This is a genomic window from Microbacterium tenebrionis, assembly GCF_903645325.1.
In the GTDB taxonomy this organism is placed as follows: domain Bacteria; phylum Actinomycetota; class Actinomycetes; order Actinomycetales; family Microbacteriaceae; genus Microbacterium; species Microbacterium tenebrionis.
The window spans coordinates 1-13,867 of sequence record NZ_CAHJXQ010000003.1 but is presented as its reverse complement, the minus strand read 5'-3'; the positions used below and the strand labels follow the sequence as shown (position 1 = coordinate 13,867).

The 13,867-nt window shown below is 68.0% G+C and carries 12 protein-coding genes, 1 tRNA gene and 2 pseudogenes; 4 read left to right on the top strand and 11 right to left on the bottom strand.

From position 1 onward, the window contains the following. Positions 1-154: 154 nt before the first annotated feature. A complete protein-coding gene (locus tag HWX58_RS06240; RefSeq protein WP_175986179.1) occupies positions 155-928 on the bottom strand; it encodes a hypothetical protein in 774 nt (257 codons plus the stop codon). A 176-nt stretch (positions 929-1,104) separates the two neighbouring features. Between HWX58_RS06240 and HWX58_RS06235 the strand changes: the two genes are divergently transcribed. Continuing rightward, complete coding sequence (locus HWX58_RS06235) at positions 1,105-3,102, top strand: DUF262 domain-containing protein (RefSeq protein ID WP_175986178.1); 1,998 nt, start codon at positions 1,105-1,107, stop codon at positions 3,100-3,102. A 17-nt stretch (positions 3,103-3,119) separates the two neighbouring features. Beyond that, positions 3,120-3,362: a hypothetical protein gene (locus HWX58_RS06230; RefSeq protein WP_175986177.1), complete on the top strand. Its 243-nt coding sequence runs from the start codon at positions 3,120-3,122 to the stop codon at positions 3,360-3,362. An 11-nt stretch (positions 3,363-3,373) separates the two neighbouring features. On the opposite strand, the gene HWX58_RS06225 is transcribed toward HWX58_RS06230, so the two are convergent. Beyond that, positions 3,374-3,447 (bottom strand) — tRNA-Ile (locus HWX58_RS06225). 12 nt (positions 3,448-3,459) lie between these two features. After that, on the bottom strand, positions 3,460-3,999 hold the full coding sequence (locus HWX58_RS06220) for a gamma carbonic anhydrase family protein (RefSeq protein WP_175986176.1): 540 nt from the start codon (positions 3,997-3,999) through the stop codon (positions 3,460-3,462). A 140-nt stretch (positions 4,000-4,139) separates the two neighbouring features. Between HWX58_RS06220 and HWX58_RS06215 the strand changes: the two genes are divergently transcribed. Continuing rightward, the gene (locus HWX58_RS06215) at positions 4,140-4,625 is read left to right on the top strand and encodes a Dps family protein (protein WP_175986175.1); all 486 of its coding nucleotides are present in this window, start codon (positions 4,140-4,142) and stop codon (positions 4,623-4,625) included. A gap of 63 nt (positions 4,626-4,688) precedes the next feature. Here the strand turns inward: HWX58_RS06215 and HWX58_RS06210 are convergent, their stop codons facing one another. The 8 genes and pseudogenes from HWX58_RS06210 to HWX58_RS06175 all read right to left on the bottom strand — a co-directional run. Then, positions 4,689-6,806 carry an acyltransferase family protein gene (locus tag HWX58_RS06210; RefSeq protein WP_250646128.1) on the bottom strand — a complete coding sequence of 706 codons (2,118 nt, stop codon included), beginning with the start codon at positions 6,804-6,806 and terminating at the stop codon, positions 4,689-4,691. Positions 6,807-6,868: 62 nt separating this feature from the next. Beyond that, complete coding sequence (locus tag HWX58_RS06205) at positions 6,869-8,179, bottom strand: HNH endonuclease signature motif containing protein (RefSeq protein WP_175986173.1); 1,311 nt, start codon at positions 8,177-8,179, stop codon at positions 6,869-6,871. Positions 8,180-8,255: 76 nt separating this feature from the next. Next, positions 8,256-9,731, bottom strand: a complete 1,476-nt coding sequence (locus HWX58_RS06200) for an amidohydrolase (RefSeq protein ID WP_175986172.1) — start codon at positions 9,729-9,731, stop codon at positions 8,256-8,258. Next, positions 9,728-10,384 carry an FMN-binding negative transcriptional regulator gene (locus HWX58_RS06195; RefSeq protein WP_175986171.1) on the bottom strand — a complete coding sequence of 219 codons (657 nt, stop codon included), beginning with the start codon at positions 10,382-10,384 and terminating at the stop codon, positions 9,728-9,730. Before HWX58_RS06195 ends, HWX58_RS06200 begins: the two co-directional genes overlap by 4 nt. A gap of 44 nt (positions 10,385-10,428) precedes the next feature. Beyond that, positions 10,429-11,907: an alanine/glycine:cation symporter family protein gene (locus HWX58_RS06190; protein ID WP_175986170.1), complete on the bottom strand. Its 1,479-nt coding sequence runs from the start codon at positions 11,905-11,907 to the stop codon at positions 10,429-10,431. Between the two features lie 44 nt (positions 11,908-11,951). Next, entirely contained in the window at positions 11,952-12,950 is a 999-nt protein-coding gene (locus HWX58_RS06185; protein WP_175986169.1) for an Fpg/Nei family DNA glycosylase, read from the bottom strand. Between the two features lies 1 nt (position 12,951). Next, positions 12,952-13,437 carry a ribose-5-phosphate isomerase gene (locus tag HWX58_RS06180; protein WP_175986168.1) on the bottom strand — a complete coding sequence of 162 codons (486 nt, stop codon included), beginning with the start codon at positions 13,435-13,437 and terminating at the stop codon, positions 12,952-12,954. A gap of 35 nt (positions 13,438-13,472) precedes the next feature. Then, positions 13,473-13,697 (bottom strand): annotated as a pseudogene (locus tag HWX58_RS06175) (ferrochelatase); the annotation flags it as partial. A gap of 1 nt (position 13,698) precedes the next feature. Between HWX58_RS06175 and HWX58_RS06170 the strand changes: the two are divergent. Next, positions 13,699-13,867 (top strand): annotated as a pseudogene (locus HWX58_RS06170) (ferrochelatase); the annotation flags it as partial.

Here is a 13,867-nt window from a genome sequence, read left to right as displayed (position 1 = left end):
ATCTCTCCGTTTCATCAGGTGCGTCTTCCCCTACGACCTGATCCACGAGAGTGGCGTTCTTATGCGGTTATACGGCGATTATGACGCAGAAACCGCCGAATCACAAGCGTGTGATTCGGCGGTTTCCGTGCGGTGTGTCAGACCTCGAAGTGCGTCAGGCCTCGCTCATGGCGAGCTTGGCCTGCTGGCCCTTCGCCGCGTAGTACGCGGCTCGTGCGGCATCCTTACGGGCCTGCTCGGCGTAGCCGGCCTCGAGGACGTCCTGCGGGACCTCGACGTTCGGCACGTCATCGGTGCCGTTGTACTTCTCGATGTAGGCGTCCAGCTCGGGGCCGGAAGTCCACGAGGTGATCAGGCAGTAGCGCGGCTCGGTGCCGACGTGCGTGGCGGCGTGCCACAGGCGCTGGGTGTCGACGATCAGCTGAGCCCCGGCGGGCAGAGCGATGCGGTACTCGATGCTCGGGTCGGTGCGGTTCTCACGGAGGACGAAGAAGCTGTCCTTGTCGTCGGTGAGGTTGAAGAACCCGCGGACCACCCAGCCGGTGCCGTCGGGGTTCAGACGGTTGTTGTCGTCCTGGTGGAGGTTGTAGAGGCACTCGCCGTACGGCGTCGGCTGCAGCTCGATCACGCGGCAGCGTCCGACGTTGGCGCCTGGCTCCTGCGCGCGACGGGTGAGGTTGGGCGCCTTCTCGGTCTGCGAGGGGATCCAGACGCCGTCCTTGTCGGTGCGCGGCGGCTTGTGGTTCCAGAAGCCGTTGCACTCGATGTCGCCCTTGGCGCTGGCCAGCGGCGCGAAGCGGGTGTCACCGGAGGACTTCCAGTCGTTGTACTCGATGTCGAGCCACTCCTGGGGGTCGAGCTCCTGGTTGTAGCTGTCGAGGACGACGAAGCCCTTGTCCTCGAGCGCTGCGGACTTGATGTATCCCATGATCGAGTCATGTCCTTTCATCGGGGGCCAGCACGTTTTAACAGGCCCTGATAAGGCGAGCCTAACATCGGGCTCCTCCGACGCCCCTGGACGCGGCCGTGAAAATCCGCCCCCGACTAGACTCGTTCACGGCGGAGCGTCCGCAGCCGCCGATGTGAGGAGCTGAAGCGAACAACATGGCAACCGCCACGAATGTCGAAGCGAACGCGGTGAACACCATCGATTGGCTCTCCGCTCCCGGCACCACGATCGTCGTGCCGGTGTATCAGCGCCAGTACCGCTGGGACATCGGCGGATGCGAGCGGCTGCTCGCCGACATCCGCGCCGTGGCGGCAGCAGGCGACGCGCATCGCCACTTCATCGGCTCGATCCTCTCGGCCGAGGACGACGCCGACAGCGACCTCATCCTCATCGACGGACAGCAGCGCCTCACGACGATCATGCTGCTGGTCGCAGCCCTCCACCACACCGTGCAGGACAGCGACCCGGTGATGGCCCACGCGCTCGAGCGCGTGATCGTGCGCGCCGACGACAGCACCCGCACGAAGCTGCGACCGCACGACGCCTGGGCAGACCTCTACGAGTCGGTCGTCCTCGACCGCCGGGACGACGCCGAGCGGGAGTCGCGTTTCGACGACAACTACGCGTTCTTCCGAAGCCAGGTGCACGCGGACGAAGCGCCGGCCATCTGGCGCGGCCTGCAGCGGCTCGAGCACGTCTCGATCACCCTGGGCGCGCAAGCGAACGCCCAGCAGATCTTCGAGAGCCTGAACTCCACCGGCGAGCCGCTGCGCGATCACGAGCTGATCCACAACTACATCCTCATGGGGCTCACGCACGCGGAGCAGCTCGATGTCGAGGAACGGTTCTGGCTGCCGATCGAGCAGCACACCGGAGAGATGATCGGCGCGTTCTGGCGGCACTACCTCGTCATGACGACCGGCCGGGAGGTGTCGGCGGACGGCGAGCACGGCGTGTATGCCGCGTTCCGGCGCTCGTTCCCGAGCGTCGACGTCGCGCATCTCCAGGCGGATGCCGAGGTCTGGCGCCACTACGCCGAGATCTACGGCATCCTGCTCGATCCCTCGCGAGAGAAGGACGAGGAGATCCGCCGGCAGCTCGGGTACATCAACACGTTCGGTCGTGCCGCCTACCCTCTCGCGATGAGCGCCTACAGCGACCACGTCCGAGGGCTGATCCCTCGCGAGGAGCTCCTCGAGACGCTCGAGTGGACGCAGGCGCTCTACCTGCGCCGAGCGCTCGTCGGGCTGCCCCCCGAGCGCCTGATCGCCCGCCTCTGCCGCGCGCGGGTGGAGGGTCGCGGAGCCCTGATGCGCGCCTTCGCGCGCATCACCCCCTCGGACGAGCGCGTGAGCGCGGTGCTCAAATACGTCGAGCTGCCGCACGCGGCGTACGTGCTCGGGCGCCTCGAGGGCGTCGATGACACGTCCGAGGTCGACATCGAGCACATCGTCCCCCTCATGCCGAGTGAGGCGTGGTCCGGCGACGGCAAGCGCCGTTGGAGCGAGTACTCCGAGGACGAGCAGAACAGTCACCGCGCGCTGGCACCGACACTCGGGAACCTGACCCTGCTCGAACAGGGCCTCGCCGAGCGCGTGTTCGGGGCGTCGTTCGCCGACAAGCAGCGCGACGCCTATGCCCGCAGCTCCGTCGACGAGACGCGGGCTCTTGCCGATGCGGCCTCGTGGGGCACGGCGGCGATCACGGAGCGCACGGTTCGGCTTGCGGCATCCCTCCTGCGGATCTGGGCGCGCCCCGCGCTGCCTGAGATCGACGACGACGGCCTGACGCCCGTTCTGGATGCCGTTCGCCGGCGCGGGTGGCCCGCCGGATGGGACCGCGAATTCGATTACGTCGAGTACCGGGGCGAGCACTGGGAGGTCAAGGATGTCCGTGCGCTGTTCAACCGGGTGTTCCGGCGGGCGTGGACGGACGATCGGGAGTCCGCCCTGGCCTACAGCGCTGCCCATGGCGGGCCGATCTACGCCGGCACGGCATGGAAGGGCCACTGGGACGCGCTCGATGAGACGCACTTCCTCTACATGGGGTGGGACTCGAACTACATGATGAACGCGCTGCAGGGCGTTCTCGAAGAATCCGGGATCGCCGCAGAGGTGTTCGTGAAGTACTCCTATATCGGGAACGTGATGTGATGCGGCAGGATGCTCCTATGGACCTGGAGTTCGCCGACCTCGCTCTCGGCTGGGACGAGGACGTGCCCGTGGAGTGCGAGTGCGATCACGGCGACGAGGAGGCGTACGCTCCGTGCGGGCGCCGGGCCAAGTGGCGCGTGACGATCGACTGCACGTGCGGCGAGGACCATCCGCGTACGGTCGAGCTGCTGTGCACCAAGTGCCTGCGCACCGCGCGCAAGGACCTCGGGAACGAAGCCATCACGGCGCGGCCGCTGTAGCGGACGTTCGGTAGGGCGGGTGGGACTTGAACCCACGATCGTCGGGTTATGAGCCCGCTGCCTTGACCAGCTTGGCCACCGCCCTAGCGGATCCACTCTATCCGAGCGGTGCAGCCTGCGCGTGCGTGCGCAGGTGCTCATGGTAGATCTCGGCGTTGCGGACGAGATCAGCCCGCTCATCCTCGGTCAGCTCCCGCCTGACCTTCGCCGGCACGCCGGCGACGAGCGAGCCGTCCGGGATCTCGGTGCCACCCAGGACGACGGCCCCGCCGGCGATCAGGCATCCGCTGCCGCTGACCGCGCCGCTGAGGATGACCGAGCCCATTCCGATGAGGGACCCGTCTCCGATCGTGCAGCCGTGAACGACCGCGTTGTGCCCGATCGAGACGTTCTCGCCGATCACGACGCCGTGGCCGCTGTCGACGTGCACCGAGACATTGTCCTGGACGTTGCTCCCCCGCCCGACGACGATGCCCGCCGAATCGCCGCGGAGAACCGCGTTGTACCAGACACTCGATCCCGCCTCGAGCCTGACCTCCCCGACGATCCGAGCGCCGTCAGCGACGAAGGCGTCTTCGGCGACATCGGGCGTTCGGTCTGCAAGGGCGAGGACGGATGCCGACGACGAGATGCTCATAAGGCGAGACTATCCTGACTTCCGCGTGATTCCGCGGATTTTCGGGCCGCTAAGCCCAGCCTTTGCTTGCTTGCGGAATGCTCCAGGCTGAGTAGCGTTGTATCCATCAGGCATCGAAAAGCCGTACTGGAGGAAGAACAATGAGCAAGGCGCAGACCGTTTCCACCACCGTGAGCGACCCGACCGTGGCAACCGCCGCGGCGCAGTTCCTCACCCCCGTCGTCCTCGGGCTCCAGGCGCTGACCATCAGCGGAAAGCAGGCGCACTGGCACGTCCGCGGCGCCAACTTCATCGGCGTCCACGAACTCCTCGACTCGGTCGTCACGAACGCCGGCGGCTTCGCCGACGCGGCCGCGGAGCGCATCGTCGCCCTCGGTCTCCCGATCGACGCACGGGTGAAGGCCGTCGCCGAGAAGGGCGCATCCTCCGCCGTGCCCGCCGGCTTCACGCAGTCGGCAGAGCTGATCCGCAACGTCATCGCGGACATCGATGCGATCCTCGTCGACACGAAGGCCGCGATCGATGGTCTCGACGAGGTCGACCTCACGAGCCAGGACGTCGCGATCGAGATCATGCGCGGCCTCGAGAAGGACCGCTGGTTCCTGCTCGCTCACATCGCGGAGTAAGCACCGCGCTTCACTGTCAACAGAAAACGGCACCGGTTCTCCGGTGCCGTTTTCTGTGGTCGCTCAGCCGACGCCGTTCTCGATCGCTGCCTTCAGCGCTGCGGTGTACTGCGGGGCGAGTGTGTCGACGAACGTCACGGTGAGGTGGTCCTGGTCGCGGTAGAGGTTCGCGCCGCCCACGACCGGGAAGCACGTGTCGTCGTCGCAGTACACGTCGGTGAAGTCGAGCAGTGTGACGCCTTCGGCGCCGTCGGCGGCATCCCGGATCGGGTCGTGCTCGACGAGGACGTCGGAGCGCGCACCGTTGCAGTCGGCCTGCGGACGTGTCCGGAGGCACTTGTTCGGGTCGGTCTCCCATCCGGGATTGTCGACGACTGTGACGACCGGGATGCCACGGTCCGTCATGGTCGACCACGCCTCCCGATACCCGGCGACGGCGGCATCGAACGCCGAGTCGTGGCCGGCGGCCGCGTACGGCGTGTTGGAGATCGCTGCTGTGAAGACCGCGTCGAATTCGCTGTCTGCGAGTTCCGACTCGACGCCGGCGCGCCAGTCCGCACAGGCAGCGCCGAACGATCCGGCGGTCGACAGCGGCGTCGTGTTCCAGGGGCACGCGCCCTTGAAGTACGTCGTCAGGTGCCAGCCCTCACGATCGGCGATGCTCTCGAAGGTGGACAGCAGCTGGTAGGCGTGGCTGTCGCCGACGAGCGCGATCCGCGGCGCATCGGCAGCGTCGGAGCCGAATTCGCACGACACGGGGCGCGAGTCGTTGAGCTGGATGAAGCACTGCGGTTCGTCCGGGCGGTCCGCGCCGGCGAACCCGGGTGCGGGCAGGATCGTGTCGGGCGCGTCTGTGGTGCAGGAATCGTCGAGGACGCTCGCCGCCCCGAAGCACGCCGGCGGGTTCTCGCGCACGTCCTGGATCGCCTGCACGCCCTGCTGGTACGTGGGAGCATTCACCGCCCAGCCGCCTGCGGCGACGGCTGCGACGAGGATCATCGCACCCAGCGAGGCCCAGAGCGTGACGCGCGGCCTGCGGGAGGTCAGCGGCTTCCAGGAGCGGACGGGATCCTCCACGAACCGCTTGGTCAGCCAGGCGAGCACGAAGCAGATGACCAGCAGTGCGACGCGGTGGTAGATCGTCAGGCCCCAGAACGGCACGGACGGCGCGATGATGATGAGCGGCCAGTGCCAGAGATACAGGCTGTACGAGATGTCGCCGGTGAACCGCATGGGACGGATCGCGAGGAGCCGGGTGGGATACCACCAGCGCTCCGTGTTGGATGCCGCGATGATCGCGGCGGCGCCGAGCGTCGGCAGCAGCGCCATGTAACCGGGGAACGGCGTCTGCCCGTCGAACGTGAAAGCGGTGTAGAGCAGGACGAGGATGCCCGCCCAGCCGAGCACGAAGCTGAGGACCGCGTTGTCGACGCGCAGGCGCGGGACGAGCGCGATCAGTGCGCCCACTCCGAACTGCCACATGCGTCCGAACGTCACGAAGTAGGCCGGCGCTGGGTCGGTGATCGTGTAGACCACGCAGAAGATGAACGATGCCGCCGAGACCACGCCGATCGCGATGATCGCCGCGCGCAGACGGGAGCCGCGGAAGAACTTCACTGCGATCCATGCCGCGAGCAGCATGATGAGCGGCCACAGGACGTAGAACTGCTCTTCCAGCGAGAGCGACCAGTAGTGCTGGACGGTCGTGGGCTCGCCGGTGAGGGCGAGGTAGTCGGCGGAGTTGAACGCCAGGTACCAGTTCTCGACGTAGAACGTCGAGGCGAGGATCTCGCGCACCTCGGCGGGCATCGCCGACGTCGGAGTCAGCAGCGGAGTGGCCGCGGCCACAGCGCAGAACAGCAGGACCAGGAGCGACGCCGGCAGCAGACGCCGAGCGCGGCGCGCCCAGAACTGGCCGAGGTTGACGGTTCCCGTAGAGGTGAGCTCTCGTGCGAGGTGCGCCGTGATCAGGAAGCCCGAGATGACGAAGAAGATGTCGACCCCGACGTATCCGCCGCTGAGGCGCCCCGGCCAGAAGTGGTAGAGCACCACGAAGAGCACCGCGATCGCGCGCAGGCCCTGGACATGCGGGATGAAACGGCTGGATGCGGCGTGCTCCGCAGATCGGTCGCGGCGGCGCTGGGCGCGGGAGGACGGAGAGGTCTGCGGAGCGGATGTCACCCTATGACGGTACCTGGTGCATCGCGGAACCCATGACACCGCCCCGCCTCGTAGCTCCGTGTTCAGAACGGCGCAGGTTCGGGGATGCGTTCCTGCACATCGTCGAAGGTGACGCTCGTCGCCATGCCGGGTGGCCGGTCGACGTGGATCCTGCCGGTGGGGCTGGTCCATTCCAGGCTCCCACCGCCGAGTTGTCGGACCTTCCACGGGGTGCAGTGCTTCGTGACGTGATGTCGCCGGCACAGGTCGGAGAGATTGCCGACCTCTGTCGCACCGCCCAGCGCGTAGTCGATGGTGTGGTCGCCGTCGCACAGGCGCGCGAGCATCCGGCACCCGGGGAACCGGCAGCGACGATCCCGCGCTCGCAGGTACCGCCGCATCTCGGCGGACGGCCGGTACCGGTCGACGGCGAGAACGGATCCTGTGACCGGATCGGTGAGCACGCGATCGAAGCCCGGCGCATTGCCCGTGAGGATCCGCGCCGTCGCAGGATCGATCGGACCGACGCCTTCGAGATGCGCTGCCGCCGCGTGGTCGTCGGCATCCGTCAGCGTCAGCACCGGCACGGTCACGTCGATATGCGCCGTGATCTCGCCGAGCAGGCCGTCTTCTGTGCTGTGCCCCGTCGGCGTGCCCGTGAGCACGAGATCGGCGAGAAGATCGAATCGGAGCTGATTCAGAGTTCGCTCGTCAGTGAAGTCGTCTTCTGCCACGCTGCCTGCCAGACGCGCGTTCTCCTGCTTCACCGTGCGCGCCATCTGCGTCAGTCGGTCATGCTCGGCGTGGATGATGGCGCTCGGCCCGTATTGCACGAGCTCAGTCATGCCGTCATCGCACTCCCGCGTCCACACAGCGCGACGCTCGCGCGCTTCACGATGGCGCTCGGTGAAGGACACCGCCCGTAGTCGTTCGGCTGTCTGCTTCGCGAAGGGACGAAGCCTGTTCGGCGACTCGCCCTCAGCTCGCGGCAGAACCTCCCGCTCGTAAGCGCTGCGGCGTTCGGCGGTCTCGAGGGCTGCGCCCGCAGCCAGAATGATCCGCACATGAGCCTGCGATATGAGCCCCTGGCCGAACGCGGCGGCCGTCTGCGGGAAGTCGGTCGCCAGCAGCGCAGCATCGCCCATCTGGCCCTCGACGACGCGGTCACTGATGCGCAGGACGGCGGCGATCTCGGCTGCCACCGCCCGATGCGCCAGCTCACGCGAATCGACGGAGTCGAAGGGCTCGTCGTCGGCGATCCGCGCGGCCGTCGCGAGCATGGCAGTCTTGACCGCGACCAATTGGTTGATGGTCTGATCGACCGACGCGATCGTGCCGACGAGGTCGTCAAGGAGAGCGTTGAGCTCCGGTGACGTCATCGCTTCGGTGGCCATGCATCCATTCAACTCGGGGCCACCGACATTTGAATACAGATTCGACTCCAACCTTCAACCTCAGGTTGAAGTCGGTTCACCCCGAGTGCGTGACCCGCCCGCCGAGCAGAGTCGCCACCACCGGCATTCGGCGCACAGTCCCCTCCGATGCCGTGCGCGGATCCGCAGCGCACACCACCAGATCGGCGCGCTCCCCCGGCCTGACGGCGCTCCGGACACTCGCACGGATCGCCTCGTCGAACGAGAGACGCTCCTCGGCATGCCAGGCATCCCGCTCGTCGTCCGTGCGGTGCACGGCCGCGGCGATCGCCTGCCACGGATCGAGCGGCGCCACGGGGGCGTCAGACCCCAGACGCAGCTCAACCCCCGCTCGGAGCAGAGTGGCCATCGGATAACCGAGTGACGTCTGCTCCGCCCAGTAGGCGCCGGCCAGATCGCGGTCGTCCAGGGCGTGCTGGGGCTGGATGCTCGCCGAAAGCCCCAGTCGTGCGATGCGCGCGACGTCCGCGTGGCGGACGAGCTGCGCGTGCTCGATGGTGCCGGTCGCCCCGGTCGCCGTCACCGCGCCCAGCGCCGAAGACACGGCACGGTCTCCGATCGCGTGCAGAGCGACGCCGAGCCCGTTCCCGGTGGCGCGGGTGAGCAGATCGACGAGCTCGTCCGGCGAGACGTTGAGCACGCCGTGGTCGGCCTCCTCGCCCGGGTACGGCTGCGAGCACGCCGCCGTGCGCGTGCCGAGCGATCCGTCCGTGATCACCTTGAGCGAGCCGACGTGCACGAGCCCGTCGCATCCGTCCAGGGCCTCACCGGTGCGGAGCCCCTCCGCGATCGCCCGCGAGAGGTCCGCGGGGTACACGGCGAACTCGACGCGCTGCGAAGCGAATCCGCCGTCGACGCGACGCCGCCACGCGTCGGCGTTCCAGGCCAGGTCGAAGTCCACGAGACCCGTCACGCCGCGCGAAGCCGCCACGTCGCCGGCCGCCGCCACCGCCCGATCGCCGCGGGCTGGATCGACGGCGTTCAGCCGCTTCGAGATCTCGAAGGCATCGTCCTCGCGCAGCATTCCGTCCGGCGAGTCGAAGCCTTCGCGCGCGAGGGCGGCCGAGTTCAGCCAGACGCTGTGCACGTCGGCGTTGATGAGGTACGTCGGCGCAGCGCCTGTCGCGGCATCCAGGACCGGCAGCGACGGCGCGTCCGGCCACAGCGCATCACGGAATCCGACGCCGATCCGGCGACCGTCCGCGAGCGGTGCCGCCGTCGCCATGCGCGCCGCGGCATCAGCCGCTGACGCCGTCTCCCGCAGCGCGACGCGCTCGGACGCGAGTGCCCACTGCAGCGTGTGCACATGGTTGTCCCACAGACCGGGCACGACCCAGGAACCCTGTGCGTCGATCGCCTCGCCTGCGACCGGAAGCGCTCCGGCAGGAGCGATGTCGACGATGCGCTCCCCCGCCAGGTGGATGTCGACGGGCTCATCGCTCGGCAGATGCTCCTGCCCCGGGCCGACGATCCGCGCGTTTCGGATCGCGGACACTCCGTCGGATGCCGTCATGCCTGCTGCGCCCGTGCGGCCAGGCGAGCATCGTGCGCGCGCCGCATCTCGGCCGCCAGCGCGGGATTCGGATGGGACTCATCGCGCGACAGCTCGAGGATCACGTTCTCGATGATCTCGTCGGGCCTGTTCTGGCTGAGCTTGCGCTTGGCCGTCACCCGCGTGGGCGTCAGGCGGAACCCGATCGTCCCGCCTTCGAGCCGGCGCACGAACGCCTCGTCGTTGGGCGGCGTCCACATGCCGCGCGGAGACGGGAAGCGGTTCTCGAAGTGGTCGACGAGGTGTTCCAGGACCCGGAGATTCTCCTCGGCAACCAGCACCTCGGGGACCCCGGACAGGTGCACGGCCACGTAGTTCCAGGTCGGGACGGCCGCCACGTCTCCGTACCAGCCCGGAGAGATGTAACCGTGCGGGCCCTGGAATATCACCATGAGCTCCTGCTCGGGCCGGCCGAGGCCCAGCGCCAGGTCATCCGGGCGTCCGACGTGGCCGACGACCGTGAGGTCGTCGCGCTCCGGGTCGAGCAGGATCGCGTAGTGCGACGCGGTCATGCCGGCGGCATCCCGACCGACGAGCGTGGCCCACGGATTCTCGCCGATGACACGGCGCAGCTCGGCCACATCGGTCATCGCGAAGCTCGGATTCTGGCGCATGGCTCCAGCCTAAGCGCCAGGCGAGGGCGAGAGCCGAGCGGGGCTCAGCGCTGCTTCGGCAACGGGATGGCCTGCGTCTTCCATTCGTCCCAGCCGGGTGTGCCGGCCATGAACGCGTCGATCTGCTCCTGCGATGCCTCGAGCTTCGGATCGTTGCGCAGATACTGCTTCGTCTCGCGCGCGATCAGGCCCGACAGCACGAGCAGGCCGATGAGGTTCGGCAGCGCCATCAGCCCGTTCATGACGTCCGAGAACGCCCACACCACTCCGAGCTGGACGGTGCATCCGATGAACACGACCAGGGAGAACACGATGCGGAACGGCACGACCGCACGACGCCCGAACAGTCGCTCGACGTTCCGCTCGCCGTAGTACGACCAGCCGAGGATCGTGGAACCGGCGAACATGACGAGACCGATCGTGACGATGTAATGGCCCCATTCACCGGGCAGCCCGTGTGAGAAGGCCTCACCGGTCATGAGCGCCGCACTGATCTGCTTGCCCGTCTCGGGGTCGGTCATGTTCCAGACGCCGGTGGTGACGATCACCAGACCCGTGCACGTGACCACGATGATCGTGTCGATGAACGTCTGCGTCATCGACACGAGACCCTGGCGGACCGGGTGGCTCGTCTTGGCGGCCGCCGCCGCGATGGCTGCCGAGCCCATGCCCGACTCGTTCGAGAAGATTCCGCGTGCGACGCCGAACTGGACGGCGATGATGATCGCCGAGCCGGCGAAGCCGCCGATCGGCGCCGTGCCCGTGAACGCGTCGGTGAAGATCAGGCCGAACGCGGCAGGCACCTCGCCGATGTTGGCGATGAGGATGTACAGCGCGCCGAGGACGTAGAAGATGATCATGATCGGCACGAGACCTGCGGTCACCCGGCCGATGGACTTGATGCCGCCGACGAGCACGATCAGCGCGAACGCGGTCAGCACGAGCCCGGTCACCCACGTGGGCACGCTGAAGCTGTTCTCCATGTTCGTGGCGATGGAGTTGCCCTGCGTCATGTTGCCGATCCCGAAGCAGGCGAAGACGGCGGCGATCGCGAAGAACAGGGCGAGGACCTTGCCGAAGCGATTCGGGATGCCGCGTTCGAGGTAGTACTGCGGACCACCGCTCTTCTCGCCCGCGTCGTCCGTCTTGCGGAAGCGGACGCCGAGGAACGCCTCCGAGTACTTCGACGCCATGCCGAGCAGTCCCGTGATCCACATCCAGAACAGCGCGCCGGGGCCGCCGATGCCGATCGCCGTCGCGACTCCGACGATGTTGCCCGTGCCGACGGTCGCTGCGAGGGCGGTCGTCAGCGCCTGGAACTGCGAGATGTCGCCGTCCGAGCCCGGATCCTTGCGCTTGATCAGCCCGAGACGGAGCGCGGCGCCGAGCCGGATGAACTGCAACCCGCCCAGGCGGATGGTCAGATACAGCCCGGTCCCCAGCAGCAGCGGGATGAGGAGCCACGGGCCCCAGATCCAGCCCGAGAGCGTTTCCAGAGCTTGCTGAAGTCCGGTGAGATCCATGAGGCTCCTGTCAGTCCCGCGGTGCAGAGAACGGCTCCACCTAATCACGCCTGGCAGCGGGGACACCAGTACAGCTTGCGCGCGCCGAGTTCTTCGAGCACGATCTCCGTGCCGCAGGTCCGGCACGGGAGTCCTGCCCGGTGATACACCCAGTGGCGGTCGTCGCGGCTCGCCATCGCGGCGCGGTAATCCTGCGGCGACAGGTCGTCCATGGTCATCATCTGGCCGGTCTCGACGCCGATAGGCAGCAGGTGCGCCCAGTCGCGCCAGAGCTCGCGGACGAGCTCCTCCGGCACCTGCTTGCCCGGGGTGTGCGGGTTGAGCCGGGCGCGATAGAGCATCTCGGCGCGGTACACGTTTCCGATGCCGCTGACCACCGACTGGTCCATGAGCAGCAGGGCGATCGGCACGCCGCGACGCCGCACGGCACGCACGAAGCGCTCCTCGTTCTCAGCCGGATCGCCCACGAGCGGATCCGGACCGAGCTTCGCCACCGTGGCGAGCATCTCGTCCGGCGTCTGCAGCTCGCAGGCGGTGGGCCCGCGCAGGTCGGCGGCGGTGATGTCGGTCATCAGCCGCAGCCGTACCTGGCCGACGACCGGGGGCGGCCACTGGGCGCCCTCGTCGGCGAGCCCCTTGGTCTGCTCCGACATGCGCACGTGCACGCGGGTGCGGCGCGGTGCGCCGATGGATGCCAGTGAGTTCTCGCCGGCGTCGTCGAGGATCGCGGCATCCAGATCGGTCCCGCGCTGGTTCGTCTGGCCCATGCGGCCGTTGGCGGAGGCGATCGTCGGATCGAGCAGGATCTCGCCGGCGAAGTCCCACGCTCCATAGAGTCCGAGGTGCACGCGCAGCCAGAGGTCGCCCTCGGTTTCGAGGAACATCTGCTTGCCGACCGCCTTGACGCTCACCGCTTCGCGTCCGTCCAGAACCGCGGCGCCCTCGGCGAAGCGCCCCTGCGGACTCGACGCCTGCATCGTCCTGCCGACGAAGTTGCGGTCGAACTGCCGGGCGATCCGGTGGACGGAGTGACCCTCGGGCATGTCAGGCTCGCGGGTCGGGCAACAGGGATCCGTTGCGCTCGAAATCGGCGATCTGCCTGATGCGACGGACATGCCGCTCGTCGCCGGAGAACGGCGTGCCGATGAAGCGCTCGATGAACGAGACGACCTCCTCGAAGCTGTGCTGACGGGCGCCGATCGAGATCACGTTGGCGTCGTTGTGCTCGCGGGCGAGCTCTGCCGTCGAGAGGTTCCAGACGAGGGCGGCGCGGATGCCCTGGACCTTGTTCGCCGCGATCTGCTCGCCGTTGCCCGAGCCGCCGAAGACCACGCCGAGAGCGTCGACACCCGCCGACTGATCGGCGACGACGGCCTGCGCCGCACGGATGCAGAACGCCGGGTAATCGTCGAGAGCGTCGTACTCGACGGGTCCGTGGTCGACGACCGCGTGCCCGAGCGAGCGCAGGTGCTCCTGCAACCGCGTCGAGAATTCGAGGCCGGCGTGATCTGTGGCGATGTGGATGCGCATGCTGACCATCCTAGAAGCGCCGACGGACGCGCCCGTCAGGGGGCGATCCCGGCGGCTGCGGGCTTGAATCCGAGCCGCACGTTCTCGCAGTCGCCCGGGCGCGCGACGTCGTACCAGGGGCCGAGATCCGTGAGGTGCGGGCGCTCAGCAGCGGGTGTCCCCTCGACGCGCTCGAGGACGAGGTCGATGAGCCCCGAGACGAACGCAGGGTGGATGCCAGGCGTCTGAGTGCGGACTGCGGGGAGGCCCACCTCGGCCGCGGGCGCGAAGGCCGTCGTCATCGTTCCTCTCGGCTTCGTCAGCGACCACATGGAAGTGCTCTGGGATCTCGACACCGAGGCCATCGAGTCCGCGGCCGAGGTGGGCCTCCCCGCAGGCCGCACTCAGACGCCTGGCATCCACCCTGCGTTCGTCTCGGGGCTCCTCGACC

Bases quoted from the DNA above. Each gene is read 5' to 3' on its own strand.
- HWX58_RS06240 (WP_175986179.1), bottom strand. From the start codon at position 928: ATGGGATACATCAAGTCCGCAGCGCTCGAGGACAAGGGCTTCGTCGTC.
- HWX58_RS06235 (WP_175986178.1), top strand. From the start codon at position 1,105: ATGGCAACCGCCACGAATGTCGAAGCGAACGCGGTGAACACCATCGAT.
- HWX58_RS06230 (WP_175986177.1), top strand. From the start codon at position 3,120: ATGGACCTGGAGTTCGCCGACCTCGCTCTCGGCTGGGACGAGGACGTG.
- HWX58_RS06220 (WP_175986176.1), bottom strand. From the start codon at position 3,999: ATGAGCATCTCGTCGTCGGCATCCGTCCTCGCCCTTGCAGACCGAACG.
- HWX58_RS06215 (WP_175986175.1), top strand. From the start codon at position 4,140: ATGAGCAAGGCGCAGACCGTTTCCACCACCGTGAGCGACCCGACCGTG.
- HWX58_RS06205 (WP_175986173.1), bottom strand. From the start codon at position 8,179: ATGGCCACCGAAGCGATGACGTCACCGGAGCTCAACGCTCTCCTTGAC.
- HWX58_RS06200 (WP_175986172.1), bottom strand. From the start codon at position 9,731: ATGACGGCATCCGACGGAGTGTCCGCGATCCGAAACGCGCGGATCGTC.
- HWX58_RS06195 (WP_175986171.1), bottom strand. From the start codon at position 10,384: ATGCGCCAGAATCCGAGCTTCGCGATGACCGATGTGGCCGAGCTGCGC.
- HWX58_RS06190 (WP_175986170.1), bottom strand. From the start codon at position 11,907: ATGGATCTCACCGGACTTCAGCAAGCTCTGGAAACGCTCTCGGGCTGG.
- HWX58_RS06185 (WP_175986169.1), bottom strand. From the start codon at position 12,950: ATGCCCGAGGGTCACTCCGTCCACCGGATCGCCCGGCAGTTCGACCGC.
- HWX58_RS06180 (WP_175986168.1), bottom strand. From the start codon at position 13,437: ATGCGCATCCACATCGCCACAGATCACGCCGGCCTCGAATTCTCGACG.